The organism is Streptomonospora mangrovi, assembly GCF_027604915.1.
GTDB lineage: Bacteria > Actinomycetota > Actinomycetes > Streptosporangiales > Streptosporangiaceae > Streptomonospora > Streptomonospora mangrovi.
The window spans coordinates 21,129-37,901 of the sequence record NZ_JAJAQC010000065.1 but is presented as its reverse complement, the minus strand read 5'-3'; the positions used below and the strand labels follow the sequence as shown (position 1 = coordinate 37,901).

General features: G+C 74.0%; 13 protein-coding genes. 7 read left to right on the top strand and 6 right to left on the bottom strand.

Going from position 1 to position 16,773, the window contains the following annotated elements:
• Positions 1-182: 182 nt before the first annotated feature.
• The 5 genes from LG943_RS25140 to LG943_RS25120 all read right to left on the bottom strand — a co-directional run bounded on the left by LG943_RS25140 (position 183) and on the right by LG943_RS25120 (position 5,548).
• Positions 183-806: a CAP domain-containing protein gene (locus tag LG943_RS25140; protein WP_270074850.1), complete on the bottom strand. Its 624-nt coding sequence runs from the start codon at positions 804-806 to the stop codon at positions 183-185.
• The gene (locus LG943_RS25135) at positions 772-1,026 is read right to left on the bottom strand and encodes a hypothetical protein (RefSeq protein ID WP_270074849.1); all 255 of its coding nucleotides are present in this window, start codon (positions 1,024-1,026) and stop codon (positions 772-774) included. Before LG943_RS25135 ends, LG943_RS25140 begins: the two co-directional genes overlap by 35 nt.
• A gap of 192 nt (positions 1,027-1,218) precedes the next feature.
• A complete protein-coding gene (locus LG943_RS25130) occupies positions 1,219-1,506 on the bottom strand; it encodes a hypothetical protein (protein WP_270074848.1) in 288 nt (95 codons plus the stop codon).
• Positions 1,507-1,782: 276 nt separating this feature from the next.
• Entirely contained in the window at positions 1,783-2,700 is a 918-nt protein-coding gene (locus tag LG943_RS25125; RefSeq protein ID WP_270074847.1) for a biotin--[acetyl-CoA-carboxylase] ligase, read from the bottom strand.
• 205 nt (positions 2,701-2,905) lie between these two features.
• A complete protein-coding gene (locus LG943_RS25120) occupies positions 2,906-5,548 on the bottom strand; it encodes a phosphoenolpyruvate carboxylase (protein ID WP_270074846.1) in 2,643 nt (880 codons plus the stop codon).
• Positions 5,549-6,534: 986 nt separating this feature from the next.
• On the opposite strand from LG943_RS25120, the gene LG943_RS25115 reads away from it, so the two are divergent.
• The 7 genes from LG943_RS25115 to LG943_RS25090 all read left to right on the top strand — a co-directional run bounded on the left by LG943_RS25115 (position 6,535) and on the right by LG943_RS25090 (position 15,161).
• Entirely contained in the window at positions 6,535-8,139 is a 1,605-nt protein-coding gene (locus LG943_RS25115) for an acyl-CoA carboxylase subunit beta (protein ID WP_270074845.1), read from the top strand.
• A gap of 112 nt (positions 8,140-8,251) precedes the next feature.
• The gene (locus LG943_RS25110; RefSeq protein ID WP_270074844.1) at positions 8,252-8,509 is read left to right on the top strand and encodes an acyl-CoA carboxylase subunit epsilon; all 258 of its coding nucleotides are present in this window, start codon (positions 8,252-8,254) and stop codon (positions 8,507-8,509) included.
• A gap of 76 nt (positions 8,510-8,585) precedes the next feature.
• The gene (locus LG943_RS25105) at positions 8,586-10,373 is read left to right on the top strand and encodes an acetyl/propionyl/methylcrotonyl-CoA carboxylase subunit alpha (protein ID WP_270074843.1); all 1,788 of its coding nucleotides are present in this window, start codon (positions 8,586-8,588) and stop codon (positions 10,371-10,373) included.
• 359 nt (positions 10,374-10,732) lie between these two features.
• Positions 10,733-11,785 (top strand): ABC transporter substrate-binding protein, encoded by a 1,053-nt coding sequence (locus LG943_RS25100; protein WP_270074842.1) that lies wholly within the window; start codon positions 10,733-10,735, stop codon positions 11,783-11,785.
• A gap of 141 nt (positions 11,786-11,926) precedes the next feature.
• Positions 11,927-12,073, top strand: coding sequence for a putative leader peptide (locus LG943_RS27795; RefSeq protein WP_408648650.1), 147 nt, complete (start codon positions 11,927-11,929; stop codon positions 12,071-12,073).
• 119 nt (positions 12,074-12,192) lie between these two features.
• Positions 12,193-13,680: a dicarboxylate/amino acid:cation symporter gene (locus tag LG943_RS25095; protein WP_270074841.1), complete on the top strand. Its 1,488-nt coding sequence runs from the start codon at positions 12,193-12,195 to the stop codon at positions 13,678-13,680.
• A 269-nt stretch (positions 13,681-13,949) separates the two neighbouring features.
• Positions 13,950-15,161: a chemotaxis protein CheA gene (locus tag LG943_RS25090; protein ID WP_270074840.1), complete on the top strand. Its 1,212-nt coding sequence runs from the start codon at positions 13,950-13,952 to the stop codon at positions 15,159-15,161.
• 121 nt (positions 15,162-15,282) lie between these two features.
• Here LG943_RS25090 and LG943_RS25085 read toward each other — a convergent pair whose 3' ends face one another.
• Positions 15,283-16,662: an NAD(P)H-quinone dehydrogenase gene (locus LG943_RS25085; protein ID WP_270074839.1), complete on the bottom strand. Its 1,380-nt coding sequence runs from the start codon at positions 16,660-16,662 to the stop codon at positions 15,283-15,285.
• Between the last annotated feature and the right edge of the window lie 111 nt (positions 16,663-16,773).

The following is a 16,773-nucleotide window of genomic DNA, read 5'->3' as shown; positions in this document are numbered from 1 at the left end:
CGGGTCGATCCTCGCACAGGCGGCGGGGACGCCGCGGGCGGCGCCCCGTGGGGGCGGCGCGGCGGCGCCCGCCGCCCGGGGCCGGGCGCCCGCGCGGTGCGCGGTGCGGCCCCGTCGTGACTTCGCGGCCCTTCCGTGGCGGTGCGGCGGTTGCGGCGGTGCGGACGCGGTGGGGCGGCGGATCAGCCGCGGCCCAGGACCACGGTCCAGTAGATGCGGCCGGAGGCGTCGTAGGCCCCGGCGCCGATCTCGGTGTGCCCGCAGTCCAGCATGATGCGGCGATGGCTGGAGCTGTTCCTCCAGTCGCGCACGGCCTCGGCGGCGGTGCTCTGGCCCCGGGCGATCAGCTCCCCCGACCAGTGCCGGTAGCCCTCGGCCTCGGCGCGGTCGTCGCCCCGGTCGCCGTTGGCGCTCGCGTGGGTGAGCCGGTCGCGCCGGCCCATGTCGGCGGCGTGCTTGCGCGCGGCGTCGGTCAGCCGGTCGTCCTCGCGCAGGCGCGCGCAGCCGGCGCCGGTGTGGGCCGCGTTGACCTCGCTCACCAGCGACTGGGCGTGCGAGGAGCCCGACCCGCCCTGCGTCCCGCCGGTCGACCAGGGCGGCTCGGGCGCGGTGCCGGGCCGTTGCGGTGCGACCGGCGGCTCGGGCGCGGTGGGCCAGGTGTCGGCCCCGGCGGGCGCGGTGCCCAGCGCGGCGGCGCAGGCCAGGCCGGCCAGCACCGCCGTACCGCGCCGGCGGGCGGGACCGCGCCCGGCCCGCGCCCGCCGGCGCGGCTCACCCGGCGGCGGTGCTGTAGGTGACGTTGACATGGGCTCCTCCCAGGCCGGCGGTGTAGGTGGTGGTGCGGTAGACGACGGTGCCGTCGGCGCGCGTGAAGCTCTTGACCACGGTGACGACGGCGGACTCGTGGTTGGCGGCGGTGCCGCCGCCGAAGAATGCGGCCTCGGCGGAGGCGGCGGCGGGCGCGGCGAGCGCGAACACCGGGACCGCGGCGGCGATGAGGCCGGCGCGGCGTAGAAAACCGTTCATCTGTCCTGCTTTCCGTTGGACGCGGGCGGACGGCCCGCGGGAATTCGCGGCAAATGGTCGCAATCGACTGACTACGTACCGTAATCAGCGTGGAACGAGAACGGGGCCGGACACCCGCGGTGCCCGGCCCCCGGTCGGGCCGCCGCGGCCCGTTGGCCGCGGCGGCCTCAACCGCGCATTCGCGTGCTGACCCTAGTCCGCGACGCTGGTCACGCTGTAGGTACCGGCACCCTTGGGACCAGCGAAGTCGGCGTGCTTGTGGTAGAACGACCAGCCGCCGCCGTTCTTGTCGCCCTTGCCGTCGCCGTGGCCGTCACCGGCGGCGGCGAACACCCCGTAGGAGGTGGCGCCGTTCGGGCCGGCGGCCGTGGCCTCGGCGGCGTAGCCGCTGTCGGCCATCGCGATGGACTGGGCGGACAGCACGATCGCGGGCGCGGCGAGCGCGGCGATGGCGAGGCGGCGCAGAGTCGTGCGCTTCATAGGTCAGGTTCCCCTCTCGTATAGGTCGGACCCCGTGTCCGGCCTGCGGCGGCCCGTCCCGGGCGCCACAGGGAATCTGTCCGCAAACCACCTCGATGTAACACTATGAATTTGATTCACTACGTAAAGTAATCATTGTCATCCATGGCGGATGATTGGTCGACAAAGCGCATGGAGCATATCTAGCCGACAAAAGGCGACAATTCACCCAGGACAAATGGTGCTTACCTGACGAAACACATGCGTGGCGGCCACCCGGCGCCGGCGGGACCGTCCTCACCCGGCGGCGCCGCCCGGGCGGACGTGCACCACGTCCCCGGCGCTCAGCGGCCGCTCCTCCCCCGCCTCCGTGCGCACGACCAGGCGGCCCTCGGCGTCCACCCCCGCCGCCCGGCCCTCCACCCGGCGGTCCCCGGGCAGATGGACCCGCACGTCGCGGCCGATGGTCCGGCAGTGCCGCCGGTACTCCCGGGCCAGCCCGGCCGCCTCGGCGTCGCCGCCGGCTGCGGTCCAGTCGGTGTAGCGCCGGGCGAACTCCTCCAGCAGCGCGCGCAGCAGCGCGTCGCGGTCGGCGCCCGGCGCGCCGCACAGCGCCAGCGACGTCGCGGTCTCCACCGGCAGCTCCGCGCGCTCCTGCGACACGTTCAGCCCGATCCCGATGACCACCCCCGGCCCGGCCGCCGCGCCGCCGCCCTCGGGCGGCGGGAACGCGGCCTCGGCGAGGATTCCGGCGAGCTTGTGCTCGCCGTCGCCCGAGAGGAGGTCGTTGGGCCACTTCAGCGCGGCGGTCACCCCCGCCGCGCGCTCCACGGCCGCCACGGCGGCGGCGCCCATCATCAGCGACAGCCAGCCCACCCGCGCTGCCGGCACCGCCGGGCGCACCAGCACCGACAGGGTCAGCGCGGCGCGCGGTGGCGTGGTGAAGCCCCGGTCCAGGCGCCCGCGCCCGGCGGTCTGGTGCTCGGTGACCAGGACCGCGCCCTCGGGTTCGCCCGCGCGCGCCCGCTCCAGCAGCGCGGTGTTGGTGGAGGCCATCGCGGGGACCACCGTGAGGGTGCGCCACAGCCCGCCCGGACGCACCAGGGCGCGCTCCAGTTCGGCCGCGCGCAGCGGCGGCCGCCCGCCCGCCAAGCCGGGGTCCGGCCGGGAGGGGGTGGGAGACGGGGATGCGGATGCGGAGTCGTCAGCGCCCATGGGGCCATTCAACCGCCCTTGGGCGGTGCGCACGGCCGCACGGGGTGGCGGGGCCGGGACGGGCGGCAGGCCACGCGGGGTGGCGGGGTGGCGGGGCCGGGCACACGGCGCGCACCGATGGGCGGACCGCCGACGCGCGGCGTGCATGCGGCGGACCTACGTGGGTGGGTGGTCCGGCGGCGCGCCGCCGGACCACCCGGCGGCCTCAGCCGGTGTTCTGGAGGCCGGCGGCCACGCCGTTGACCGTCAGCAACAGCAGCCGCTCCAGGTGGCGCTGGTCCTCCTCGGAGAGGTCGCGCGCCTCCTCGCCGCGCAGCGCCTCCAGCGCCCGCAGTTGCAGATGGGACAGCGCGTCCACGTAGGGGTTGCGCAGGTCCACCGCGCGCGACAGCACCCGGCGGTTCTCCAGCAGCCGCTGGTGCTTGGTGACCTTGAGCACGAGGTCGCGGGTGCGGTCGTACTCGGCCAGCACCAGCTCGGTCAGCTCCGGCCGCCCGCCCAGCGCCAGGTAGCGCTCGGCGATGGTGCGGTCGGTCTTGGCCAGGCTCATCTCGGCGTTGTCCAGCAGCGAGGAGAACAGCGGCCACTCGGTGTAGGCCGCGTGCAGCGCCTCGACGTCCGCCACGGCCGCCAGGCCGGTGCCCAGGCCGAACCAGCCGGGCAGGTTCACGCGGGTCTGGGTCCAGGCGAACACCCACGGGATGGCGCGCAGGTCGTCCAGCCCGCGCGCGGCGCCGCGCCGCGCCGGGCGCGAGCCCAGCCGCAGCTCGCCCAGCTCCTCCAGCGGGCTGACCCGGGAGAACCACTCGGCGAACCCGTCGGTGTCGACCAGTCCGCGGTAGGCGCGGTGCGCGGCCTCGGCGATGCGGTCGGCCAGTTCCCGGTGCTTGGCCGACGCCGCGCGGGCGCGCTCCTGCACCTGCTCGGTGCCGGCCATGAGGACCGCGTGGCCCACCTGCTCGATGTGGCGGTGGGCGATGGCGCGCTGGCCGTAGCGGGCGAAGATGACCTCGCCCTGCTCGGTGACCTTGAACCGGCCGGCGACCGAGCCCGGCGCCTGGGCCAGCAGCGCCCGGCTGGCCGGGCCGCCGCCGCGGCCCAGCGACCCGCCGCGGCCGTGGAACAGGGTGAGCCGGACGCCGTTGCGCTCGGCCCACTCGGCGAGCTGGGCCTGGGCGTCGTAGAGGCGCAGGGTGGCGCTGACCGGGCCGACGTCCTTGGCGGAGTCGCTGTAGCCCAGCATGACCTCCATGCGGCGGCCGGTCTGCTCCAGGCGCTGCGCCATCTCGGGGAGCCGGAGCATGCCGTCGAGCACCCGCGGCGACGCCTCCAGGTCGGCGCCGGTCTCGAACAGCGGGATGACGTCGAGCACGGGCGCCCGCCCGGCGGGCATGGCGTGGCGGGCCAGCTCGTAGACGGCGGCGATGTCCTCGGCCGAGCGGGTGAAGCTGACGATGTAGCGGCGGCAGGCGTCGACCCCGAACCGCTCCTGGATCCAGGCGACCACCCGGAGCGTGGCCAGCACCTCGCGGGTGCGCTCGGAGGGCTCCTCGCCGGCGCGCAGCTCGGCCAGCGCCTGGGCGTGCACGGCGCTGTGCTGGCGGATCTCCAGTTCGGCGAGGTGGAACCCGAAGGTCTCGGCCTGCCAGACCAGGTGCTGCAACTCGCCGTTGGCCTGGCGCACCGCGCCGGCGCGGGTGAGGGAGTCCTGGACGGTGCGCAGGTCGGCGAGGAACGCCTCGGGGTTGGGGTAGGCGAGGTCGGCGTTGCGCTCGCGGGTGGCGCGCAGCCGCTCGGTGGCGAACAGCAGGGCCTGGCGGTGCGGCTCGTTGGGCGAGCGCTTGGCGATCTCGGCCATGGTCCGCGGGTAGCCGGCCTCGATGGCGGCCAGGTGGTCGCGCAGGTCGGGGCTGGCCGGGGTGAGGTTGGCGTAGGCGGTGAGCGTGCGCGCGATCCGGCCGCAGGCGTTCTCCAGCGCCCGCAGCACGTGCTCGGACTGGATCGCGATGGCCTCGCGGGTGATGTCGTGGGTGACGAACGGGTTGCCGTCGCGGTCGCCGCCGATCCAGCTCCCGTAGCGCACGAAGGCGGGGGCGCGGGCGGGTTCGCGGCCGGTGCCCTCGGGGTCGATCGCGGCGTCCAGGGACCGGTAGATCTGCGGGACCACCTGGAAGATCGTCTCGTCGAAGGCGGCGAGGGCGGTGCGGACCTCGTCCAGCGGGTCGAGCTTGGTGTAGCGCAACTGGGAGGTGCGCCACAGCAGGTCGATCTCCTCCAGCAGGCGGCGCCGGGTCTCGGCCTCGGCGGAGCTGCCGGGGTGGGCGGCGTGCAGCTTCTCCAGTTGCCCGCTGATGCGCAGGATGGAGGTGGAGACCGCCCGGCGCCGCGCCTCGGTGGGGTGCGCGGTCAGCACGGGGTGGAACTCCATGTTGGCGACCATGTCGCGCAGCGCGTCCTCGCCGACGTCGGCGCGGATGGCGCGCACGGCGGCGGCCAGGGACTCCCGGGGCGGGTTGTCGGCGTCGTCGCGCTCGCGCAGGGCGCGGATGCGCTGGTGCTCCTCGGCCAGGTTGGCCAGGTGGAAGTAGACGGTGAAGGCGCGGGCGACCTGCTTGGCCCGCTCCAGGGGCCAGGAGGCCACGAGTTCGGTGATCTCGGCGCCGTCGACCGCCCCGTCGCGCGCGCCGATGACGGCGCGCCGCAGCCGCTCGACGTCGTCGAGCAGGTCGGCCCCGCCGCTCTCGGCCAGGACCGTGCCGAGCATGCCGCCCAGCAGCCGGACGTCGCCGCGGAGCTGGTCGGGAATCTCCTGGCGAGCACTGTCGCGTTCCGCGCTTACCGCTGTCATGTGCACGACCTTACCCAGATTGGTCTGAACCTCTCCCAACGAAGACGGACGATAGCGCGAACACTTCAAAGGCCCGTGGACCGCAGCCCCTGGTTGGGGTGGTGGGAGGTTGAGCGGGCGATCACCGGGCCGCTCATCGGCGGTTGAGGTGGGCGACGGGGGCGACGACGGCGGCCCGGGAGCTCGGGTAAGCGGTTTCCGTGTGCCAGGGCGGGCGGTTGAGGTGGGCGACGGGGGCGGCGACAGCAGCGGGTGGCCGGTGCGGGCGGGACCGGTTCGGCATGGCGGCGGCCGCGCGGGCGAAGGGGAGCGGGGCGCGGGACTCCTGACCGCTGCTCCGCCGCCTGCGTGCGGTTGGCGGCGGCCCCCTCGAACCCCAAACAGGACAAGCCGGTCACCATCCCCCTGGGATCTCACATGGTAAGACGAAAACGTCCGCTTTCACCACGAGATGCGCCTACGGGTCGCCGTTTCAAAGAAAAGAGCACTTTCGCCGTCCCTAGAAACGGGCATAACAGGCAAAGCGACACGGCGTGCACTCCTGGCGTCTCACTATGTGGTCAGCGAGCTCCCCGCATGCCCCCTTGAACACCCCTGGAGTGGTGACACTGAAGGATGAAAAGGACAAGACGCAACAAAGAGCCGCCTTGTATACCGTCGACACGCGAGTTTGATTCGCCGCCCCGGATCGGCCGCCCTCCTGGGCCACCTGAGGTAAGACTGAACCCTGTCGGCCCCCGCCCGCCTTCGGCGCCCCGTCGCGGCCCCGGCCATCCGCCCCGGGCACCGGTGACCGCTGACCCGGACCACCCTCCGCCGTCGCCGCCCCGTCGCCCACCCCAACCCGCGACAACCTGAACGGTCTCTCCACCCCCTGGCCAGGGACGACACCCTCCCCCACGCCCCATCCACCACCCCGCCCACCCCCCGGCAACCTCGGGGGTGGCGCGCCCCTTCGTCCGGTTGCGGAGTTATCGTGTGGCGTTATGGCCACCGAAGCCCCTGAACCCCTGCCCGCGGCCGAGATCGACGTCCACACCACCGCGGGCAAGCTCGCCGACCTTCAGCGCCGCCGCTACGAGGCGGTCCACGCCGGGTCGCAGCGGGCCATCGACAAGCAGCACGCCAAGGGCAAGATGACCGCCCGCGAGCGCATCGACGCCCTCCTGGACCCGGGCTCCTTCGTGGAGCTGGACGCCCTGGCGCGGCACCGCTCCACGGGATTCGGGCTGGAGGCCAACCGCCCCTACGGCGACGGCGTCGTCACCGGCTACGGCACGGTCGACGGCCGCCCGGTCGCGGTGTTCAGCCAGGACGTCACCGTCTTCGGCGGCTCCCTGGGCGAGGTCTACGGCGAGAAGATCGTCAAGGTGCTCGACCACGCCCTCAAGACCGGCTGCCCGGTGATCGGCATCAACGAGGGCGGCGGCGCGCGCATCCAGGAGGGCGTGGTCGCGCTCGGGCTCTACGCCGAGATCTTCAAGCGCAACACCCACGCCTCCGGCGTCATCCCGCAGATCTCGCTGATCATGGGCGCCGCGGCGGGCGGGCACGTGTACTCCCCCGCGCTCACCGACTTCGTCGTCATGGTCGACCAGACCTCCCAGATGTTCATCACCGGCCCCGACGTCATCAAGACGGTCACCGGCGAGGACGTGACGATGGAGGAGCTGGGCGGCGCGCGGGCGCACAACACCAAGTCCGGCGTGGCCCACTACATGGCCTCCGACGAGCAGGACGCGCTCGACTACGTCCGCGAGCTGCTGTCCTACCTCCCGGCCAACAACCTGGAGGACCCCCCGCTCGCCGAGGGCCCCGACGAGCCCGAAGTCACCGACGCCGACCGCGAGCTGGACACCTTCGTGCCCGACTCCGCCAACCAGCCCTACGACATGCACCGGGTGATCGAGCACGTCCTGGACGACGGCGCCTTCCTGGAGGTGCACGCCCAGTTCGCCACCAACATCGTGGTCGGCTACGGGCGGGTCGAGGGCCGGCCGGTGGGCGTGGTGGCCAACCAGCCGATGAGCCTGGCCGGCTGCCTGGACATCGACGCCTCCGAGAAGGCCGCCCGGTTCGTGCGCACCTGTGACGCCTTCAACATCCCGGTGCTGACCTTCGTGGACGTCCCCGGATTCCTGCCCGGCACCGACCAGGAGTGGAACGGGATCATCCGCCACGGCGCCAAGCTGATCTACGCCTACGCCGAGGCCACCGTCCCGCTGATCACCGTGATCACCCGCAAGGCGTTCGGCGGCGCCTACGACGTCATGGGCTCCAAGCACCTGGGCGCCGACGTCAACCTGGCCTGGCCCACCGCACAGATCGCGGTCATGGGCGCCCAGGGGGCCGTCAACATCCTGCACCGGCGCACCCTGGCGGCGGCCGAGGACGTGGAGGCCGAGCGCGCCCGGCTGGTCCAGGAGTACGAGGACGCCCTGCTCAACCCCTACGCCGCCGCCGAACGCGGTTACGTCGACGGCGTGGTGCTGCCCTCGGAGACCCGGGTGGCGGTGGCCAAGGCCCTGCGCGCGCTGGCCGGCAAGCGCGAGCAGCTCCCGCCCAAGAAGCACGGGAACATCCCGCTGTGACCGGGCGGTCCGCGCGGCGGACGAGCAGGGGCAGGACGGGCCGGGGCCAGGCGAGCCGACGGCAGACGTGCAGGCGGCAGACATCCAGGCGGCAGTCGAGCAGGGGGTGGCGATGACGACGAACCCGGAGGGGCCGGCCCCCGGCCCCGCCCCGTTCCTGCGGGTGGTCCGCGGCGACCCCTCGCCCGAGGAGGTCGCGGCGCTGGTGGCGGTGCTGACGGCGCGCGCCCGCGCCGTGCGGGCCGCCCGCGCCGCGCGCGGGGCCGCCCGGGAGGCGCCGCCCTCGGGCTGGTGCGACCGCGCGCGGCTGGTGCGCCGCCCGCCGGCCCCCGGGCCGGGCGCCTGGCGCGCCGCCTACGGCCCCGGCTGAGCCGGCCCGGCGCTCCCTAGACTTTCCACCACAGGCGCGGATCCCCGCCGACGCCGGACCAGGAGGTTTTTCGACCGTGCGTAAAGTTCTGATCGCCAACCGCGGCGAGATCGCGGTCCGCGTGGCGCGCGCCTGCCGCGACGCCGGGATCGGCAGCGTCGCGATCTACGCCGAGCCGGATCTGGACGCCCTCCACGTCAAGGTCGCCGACGAGGCGTACGCGCTGGGCGGGCGCACCCCGGCGGAGTCCTACCTCGACATCGGCAAGATCCTGGCCGTCGCCGAGCGGGCCGGCGCCGACGCCGTCCACCCCGGCTACGGCTTCCTCGCCGAGAACGCCGACTTCGCCCAGGCCGTCATTGACGCCGGGCTGACCTGGATCGGCCCGCCGCCCGCGGCCATCACCGCGCTGGGCGACAAGGTCGCGGCCCGCCACATCGCGCAGAAGGTGGGCGCGCCGCTGGTGGCCGGCACCCCCGACCCCGTGTCGGGCGCCGAGGAGGTCGCGGCCTTCGCCGCCGAGCACGGCCTGCCCATCGCGATCAAGGCGGCCTTCGGCGGCGGCGGGCGCGGGCTGAAGGTCGCCCGCACCCTGGAGGAGGTCCCCGACGCCTACGAGTCGGCGGTGCGCGAGGCCGTGGCGGCGTTCGGCCGCGGCGAGTGCTTCGTGGAGCGCTACCTGGACCGCCCCCGCCACGTCGAGACCCAGTGCCTGGCCGACTCCCACGGCAACGTGGTGGTGGTCTCCACCCGCGACTGCTCCCTCCAGCGCCGCCACCAGAAGCTGGTCGAGGAGGCCCCGGCGCCCTTCCTCAGCGACGCCCAACTGGAGCTGCTCTACAGCTCCTCCAAGGCGATCCTGCGCGAGGCCGGCTACGTGGGCGCCGGCACCTGCGAGTTCCTGGTCGGCCAGGACGGCACGATCTCGTTCCTGGAGGTCAACACCCGCCTCCAGGTGGAGCACCCGGTGTCGGAGGAGGTCGCCGGCATCGACCTGGTGCGCGAGATGTTCCGCGTCGCCGACGGCGCCGAACTCGGCTACGGCGACCCGGTTCTGCGCGGCCACTCCATCGAGTTCCGCATCAACGCCGAGGACGCCGGGCGCAACTTCATGCCCGCCCCGGGCACCATCACCTCGCTGAACCTGCCGGGCGGGCCGGGCGTGCGGGTCGACACCGGCTGCGAGGTCGGGTTCACCGTGCCCCAGGCGTTCGACTCCATGGTGGCCAAGCTCATCGTCACCGGCCGCACCCGCGCCGAGGCCCTGGAGCGCTCGCGGCGGGCGCTGGCGGAGTTCGAGGTGGGCGGCATGCCCACCGTCATCCCGTTCCACCGGGCGGTGGTCGACGACCCGGCGTTCGCGCCGGCCGACCCCCAGACCCCGTTCTCCGTCTACACCCGGTGGATCGAGACCGAGTTCGACAACACCATCCCGCCCTACGCCGGCGCCACCGAGCAGGCCGAGGCGGCCGAGCGCACCCCGGTCACCGTCGAGGTCGGCGGCCGGCGGCTGGAGGTCGTGCTGCCCGCCGGGCTCGGCGCCGACCTCGGCTCCGACCTCGGCGCGGGCGGGGGCGCGGGCCGGCCGGCCCGCCGCTCGGCGCGCCGGGGCGGCGGCACCGGGGGCACCCCGGCGGCGGCCGGCGGCGACTCCCTGGTCTCGCCGATGCAGGGCACCGTGGTGAAGGTGGTGGCCGAGGACGGCCGGCAGGTCGCCGAGGGCGACCCGGTGGTGGTCATCGAGGCGATGAAGATGGAGCAGCCGCTGACCGCGCACAAGTCCGGCGTGGTCACCGGCCTGTCGGTGCGCGCGGGCGACGCGCTGAGCAGCGGCGGCGTGGTCTGCGAGATCAAGGACGCCTGAGCCGCAGCCCCCTGCCCCGGCCGGCGGCTCCCGGCCGGCTCCTGATCGGCTTCTGATCGGCTCCTGGTCGGCTCCTGACCGACTGACGCGAGGGCCGGCCCGCACACCGGCGGCACCGCCGGCGGACGGGCCGGCCCTCGCGCGTGCGGCGCGGGCGCGTCCGCGCTGGTCGTAGGGCCACCCCCGTCGCGACCGTCGAAGTGAGCGCAGGCTAACCTAATCTCCATCCCGGAACCGGGGGCGTCCCGGTCGCGGCCGGGGGACGGTCCGCGTGCCCGCGCGGCCCGCGCCCGGACGCGGGTCCCCGCGGACGCGGGACGGGCGCACGCCCGTCCGAGCAGGAATGTCAGGAGAGCACGTTGGTCAAGACAGCACACCCGTGGCCCGGCACAGGCGCGCCGGTCATCTCCCGGCGCAGCGCGCTGCTCGGCCTGGGCGGCGCTGCCGCGCTGGGCCTCACCGCCTGCGGCCCTCCGCCCACCGAGGACTCCGGCGGCGGCCCCGCCCGCCGGGTCAAGCACCGGTACGGCACCGCGGAGATCTCCGGGCGGCCTTCGCGCGTGGTGACGGTCGGGCTGACCGAGCAGGACTACGTCATGGCGCTGGGCGTGACCCCGGTGGGCGTGCGCGAGTGGTTCGGCGGGCACGACGGCGCCCTGTGGCCGTGGGCGGCCGAACTCCTGGGCGAGGACGCCGTGCCCGAGGTGCTGCCGGTGGAGGAGCTGAACTTCGAGCAGATCGGGTCGCTGCGCCCGGACCTGATCCTGGGCGTGAACTCCGGCCTCACCGAGGAGGAGTACACCAAGCTCGCCGAGATCGCCCCCACCATCGCCCAGGCTCCCGACCACGCCGACTACGGCGCGCCCTGGCAGGAGATCGCCGCGATGGTCGGCACCGCGCTGGACCGCCGCGAGGAGGCCGACGCGCTGGTCGCCGACATCGAGGAGCGCTTCGAGCGGGTGCGCGCCGACCACCCGGAGTTCGCCGAGTCCACCGGCCTGCTCGCCACCTCCATCGAGGGCGAGGCGTGGGCCTACGCCGAGGGCCCGGCGCCGGGCTTCCTCACCCAGCTCGGGTTCGCCCTGCCGGAGAAGGCCGAGGCGCTGTTCACCGACGAGGAGCGCGCGCCCAAGCAGGTCAGCCTGGAGAAGCTGGAGGTGCTGGAGGCCGACGTGGTGCTGGTGGGCCTCTACGGCGACCCCGAGGACAGCGTCGCCCGCACCGACGTCTTCTCCGAACTGGACGCCGCCAAGGAGGGCCGCGTCCTGGAGATGCCGGAGATGAGCCGCCTCAACGGCGCGCTGTCCTTCGGCTCGGTGCTCAGCTTCCCCTACGCGCTGGACGAGCTGGTGCCGCGCCTGGTCGACCTGGTCGACGGCGACCCCGGCACCGAGCCCGCCGAGGTGGAGTAGCCCGCCGGGCGCGCCCCGGTACGTGAACGGCCGGGAGGGGGCAGCCGCCGCCCCCTCCCGGCTTCGGCGTGTGCGGCCCGCCCGCCATGGCGCGGCCCGGCCGTACGGCCCTCGGCCGAGTGGAAGTTCCGGCCTTCCGGTGTGATCCGCGTGACATCGCACCGCCGTTGGGGAATAACCGGACAGTGGCCGCCATTGTGGACGTTTGTGACGAATCTTTGGGGCCTCACCGTGCGCCGGCACATCGACCTGTGCCGTGTCGCGTCGCAGGCGTGTCCCGGGGTCTGACCCTTCCCAGACCCGGCCGCCGCCGTCCCCCGCGCGCGCACCCGTGCGCGCCCACGTCCCCCGGAGCGGCCCCGCCCACCCGTGGGGCCCCCGATTCGCCCTGACCCAGGAGTCACTCCGTGCTATCCGCACTCCGCCGCGTACCCTTCGCCGTCCAGGTGATCGCCGCCCTCGTGGTCGGCGTCGGCCTGGGTGTCGTGGCCCGCCAGCTCGGCGGCACCGCCGACGACCCCAACTGGCTGGCCGTCACCCTCGACACCATCGGCTCGACCTTCGTGACGCTGCTCCAGACGATCGTGCCGCCGCTGATCGTGCTGGCCGTCATCTCCTCGATCGCCAACCTGCGCCACACCTCCAACGCCGCCCGCCTGGCCGGGCAGACCCTGCTGTGGTTCGCCATCACCGCGCTGATCGCCGTCGCCATCGGCATCGGGCTGGGCCTGGTCTTCCAGCCCGGCGTCAACGCCGGCGTGGACGCCGGCGCGGCCGAGGCGCCCGACGCCGGCTCGCACGGCTCGTGGCTGGCGTTCCTGGAGAGCCTGGTCCCGGTCAACATCCTGGGCCTGACCGCCGGCACCGCCGAGGAGGGCGGCGCGCTCACCACCAGCCTCGACTTCAACGCGCTCCAGCTCATCGTCATCGCCATCGCGATCGGCGTGGCGGCGGTGCGCGTGGGCCCCTCGGCCGAGCCGTTCCTGGCCTTCACCCGCTCGGCCCTGAGCGTGGTGCTCAAGGTCCTGTGGTGGGTCATCCGCCTGGCCCCGCTGGGCACCGTGGGCCTGCTGGGCAACGCGGTCTACAGCTACGGCTGGACCACCGTGGGCGCCCTGGGCCGGTTCGCCGTGGCGATCTACGTCGGCCTGGCCCTGGTGCTGTTCGTCGTCTACCCCATCCTGGCCCGCCTCCACGGCCTCTCGCCGCTGAAGTACTTCACGGGCGTGTGGCCCGCCGTGCAGCTCGGCTTCGTCTCGCGCTCCTCGATGGGCACCATGCCGGTGACCGAGCGGGTGGCCGAGCAGAACCTGGGCGTGCCCCGGCACTACGCCTCCTTCGCGGTGCCCTTCGGCGCCACCACCAAGATGGACGGCTGCGCCGCGATCTACCCGGCCATCGCCGCGATCTTCGTGTCGCAGTTCTACGGGGTGCCGCTGGGCATCACCGACTACCTGCTGATCGTGTTCGTGTCGGTGATCGGGTCGGCGGCCACCGCCGGCACCACCGGCGCCACCGTGATGCTGACGCTGACCCTGTCCACCGTGGGACTGCCGCTTGAGGGCGTGGGCCTGCTGCTGGCGGTCGACCCGATCCTGGACATGGGCCGCACCGCCACCAACGTGGCCGGTCAGGCGCTGATCCCGGCGGTCGTCGCCAAGCGCGAGGGCATCATCGACCTGGTGCGCTACAACGCGCCGCGCGGGCTGGACGGGTTCGTCGCCGACGCCGACGCCCCGGCGCCGGCCACCCGCGCCGGCGCCGACACCGCCGAGGCGACCGGCACCGACGACACCGACGGCAGCGCCGCGACCGCCGGGTCGGACGCCGACGGCGCCGCCGAGCCGGCCGAGCCCGCCAAGGCGGCCGGGTCCACCCCGGCGTCCTCGGCCTGAGCGCGGGCGCGCCGCGCCCGCACCGTCCACCGCACCACATCGCACCACCCGCACCATCCGCATCACCGCGACACCGCCACGGGCGGCCCGCCGGACCCGGCGGGCCGCCCGTAGTGTGGGGGGCATCAGGTCGTGGATCACAGCCCGCGGTTCCCCCGGGGGAACCTTCCGGTCCTCCTGTTCGTCTAGATCAGATGAGGGAGGCGAGAGGAACGATCATGTTGCGCCGCTTGGTACTACCCGCCCTGCTCGCCGCGGGGCTCACTGTCATGGCAGCGGCACCGGCCAGCGCCGATGCTCCCCCCGCGAACGACGTCGTCGACGCGCTGCGGAACGAGAACGTCTTCGTCGACCCCGCCGTCAGCACCGAGGAACTCCCGCAGGCCGAGCGGGACACCCTCGCTGACGCGGCGGACTCCGCGGCCAACCCCACCTACTACGTGATCCTCGGCTCGGAGACCTTCAACTCCGAGGCCAGCGTCGAGGGCTACCTCTCCGACATCCAGGCCGAGGTCGGCGACGGCACCTACGCCGTCCTGGCCGGGTCGCAGGAGCTGATCATCGACTCCACCGACCTGAGCCCCGAGGAGAACCAGGCGCTGGAGCAGGAGCTGCTGGCCCGGGGCGAGGGCCAGATCGACACCCTGGTCGCCGTGCCCGAGGTCGTCGAGGAGCAGGAGTCCGCCGACGCCGCCTCCGGCGTGTTCGGCGCCCTGCTGCTGGGCCTGCTGGTGCTGGCCGTCGCCGCCGGCGGGTTCTTCCTCTACCGCGGCAAGAAGCGCCGCGAGGAGCAGAAGGCCAAGGAGCTGGCCGAGATCAAGCAGATGGCCACCGAGGACGTGGTCCGGCTGGGCGAGGACATCGCGCGCCTGGAGATCGACGTCGCCAAGGTCGACGACCTCACCCGCGCCGACTACACCCACGCCATGGACTCCTACGACCGCGCCAAGGTCACGCTGGACACCATCCGCGAGCCCGAGCAGGTCCAGCAGGTCACCAACGCGCTGGAGGACGGCCGCTACTACATGGTCGCCACCCGGGCGCGCATGGCCGGCGAGCCCGTGCCCGAGCGCCGCCAGCCCTGCTTCTTCAACCCGCAGCACGGCCCCTCGCGCCAGGACGTCGCGTGGGCACCGCCCGGCGGCACCAGCCGCTCGGTGCCGGCCTGCCCGGCCTGCGCCCAGGCGGTGCTCTCCGGCCACGACCCCGACGTCCGCCTGGTCGAGGTCGACGGCCGCCGGCGCCCCTACTACGACGCCGGCCCGGCCTACGCCCCCTACGCGGGCGGCTACTTCGGCATGGACATGATGATGGGCATGTTCACCGGCATGATGATGGGCTCGATGATGGGGTCCATGATGGGCGGCGGCATGATCGGCGCCGGCGACATGGGCGGTGACATGGGCGGCGGCGGCGACTTCGGCGGAGGCGGCGACTTCGGCGACTTCGGCGGAGGCGACTTCGGCGGGTTCGACTTCTAGACCCGCCCACCGCCCCCGGCGGCACACATGGCGGCGGCCCCGGCACAGCGACTGTGCCGGGGCCGCCGGCGTTCGCCCCGCCTCTCCGCCCCCGGGCGCGAGGGCGCCCGGGGGCGGCCGGCTACTCCGGCGACGCCTGCATGAGGGAGCGGGCGGCCTCGGTGACGCTGCCCGACAGCGACGGGTAGACCGAGAACGTGTGCGCGATCTCGTCCACGGTCAGCCGCTGCTGCACCGCCACCGACACGCCCAGGATCAGCTCGCTGGCGCGCGGCCCCACGATCACCCCGCCCATGATGATCCCGGTCTGCTGGCGGCAGATCAGCTTGACGAACCCGTCCTTGCTGTTGGTCATCTTGGCGCGCGGGTTGGTGTCCAGCGGGAGGTTGACCACGCGGGCGTCCACCCGGCCGCTGCGCACGTCCTCCTCGGTGGCGCCCACCGACGCCAACTCGGGGTGGGTGAACACGGTGGAGGCCACCGTCGACAGCTTCAGCGGCGACACCGCCTCGCCCAGGGCGTGCCACATCGCGATCCGGCCCTGCATGGCCGCCACCGAGGCGAGCATGTTGACGCCCGTGCAGTCGCCGGCGGCGTAGACGCCCGGGGTGGAGGTGCGCGAGACCCGGTCGACCTGCACGAACCCGCCCTTGTCCAGCCGCACCCCGGCCTCCTCAAGGCCGAGGTTGGCGGTGTTGGGGATCATGCCGACCGTCATCAGGCAGTGGCTGCCCTCGACCGTGCGGCCGTCGGAGAGGGTCACCACCACCCCGCTGCCGGTGTTGGTCACCGACTCCGCGCGGGTCTTGCCGAGCACGGTCATGCCCAGGCGGCGGAACACGCCCTCCAGCACCTCGGCGGCGTCGGCGTCCTGGGTGGGCATGACGCGCTCGCGGGAGGACACCAGGGTGACCTCCGAGCCCAGCCCCTGGTAGGCGTTGGCGAACTCCGCGCCGGTGACGCCCGAGCCGACCACGATCAGCCGCTCGGGCAGCTCGGTGAGGTCGTAGAGGTGGCGCCAGGTGAGGATGCGCTCGCCGTCGGGGCGGGCCGAGGGCAGCTCGCGGGGGTGCGCGCCGGTGGCCACCAGCACCACGTCGGCGCGGATGCGCTGGTCGCCCACCGCCACGATGCTGGGGTCGACCAGGCGGGCCTCGCCCGGGATGACCTCGACGCCCTCCTTGAGGACCCGGGCGGCGGTGTCGTCGGACTGCGCCTGGGCCAGCCGCTTCACGCGCTCGTTGACCGTGCGCAGGTCGACGGTGACGTCGGGCCGGCCGTCCGCGGTGGGGATCTCGATGCCCAGCCGGGCGGACTCCCGGACGTAGGTGGAGCGCACCGAGGTGGCGATGAGGGTCTTGGAGGGCACGCAGTCGGTGAGGACGCAGGCACCGCCGATCCCGTCGCGGTCCACCACCGTCACGTCCGCGCCCAGTTGCGCGGCCACGAGTGCGGCCTCGTAGCCGCCGGGTCCGCCGCCGATGATCACGACCTTGGTCACGTCTGCTTCACTCCCTCTGGCGGCCGACCGCCGTGCGCGCCGCTGCCTCGTGGGCGCCGCCGCCTGCGTTTACTCACATCTGCCGTCTACCCATTGTCCGCCATGCCGAGC

Coding starts and splice junctions, on each gene's coding strand:
- LG943_RS25140 (WP_270074850.1), bottom strand. CDS start 806: ATGTCAACGTCACCTACAGCACCGCCGCCGGGTGAGCCGCGCCGGCGG.
- LG943_RS25135 (WP_270074849.1), bottom strand. CDS start 1,026: ATGAACGGTTTTCTACGCCGCGCCGGCCTCATCGCCGCCGCGGTCCCG.
- LG943_RS25125 (WP_270074847.1), bottom strand. CDS start 2,700: ATGGGCGCTGACGACTCCGCATCCGCATCCCCGTCTCCCACCCCCTCC.
- LG943_RS25130 (WP_270074848.1), bottom strand. CDS start 1,506: ATGAAGCGCACGACTCTGCGCCGCCTCGCCATCGCCGCGCTCGCCGCG.
- LG943_RS25090 (WP_270074840.1), top strand. CDS start 13,950: ATGGCAGCGGCACCGGCCAGCGCCGATGCTCCCCCCGCGAACGACGTC.
- LG943_RS25110 (WP_270074844.1), top strand. CDS start 8,252: ATGACGACGAACCCGGAGGGGCCGGCCCCCGGCCCCGCCCCGTTCCTG.
- LG943_RS25115 (WP_270074845.1), top strand. CDS start 6,535: ATGGCCACCGAAGCCCCTGAACCCCTGCCCGCGGCCGAGATCGACGTC.
- LG943_RS25120 (WP_270074846.1), bottom strand. CDS start 5,548: ATGACAGCGGTAAGCGCGGAACGCGACAGTGCTCGCCAGGAGATTCCC.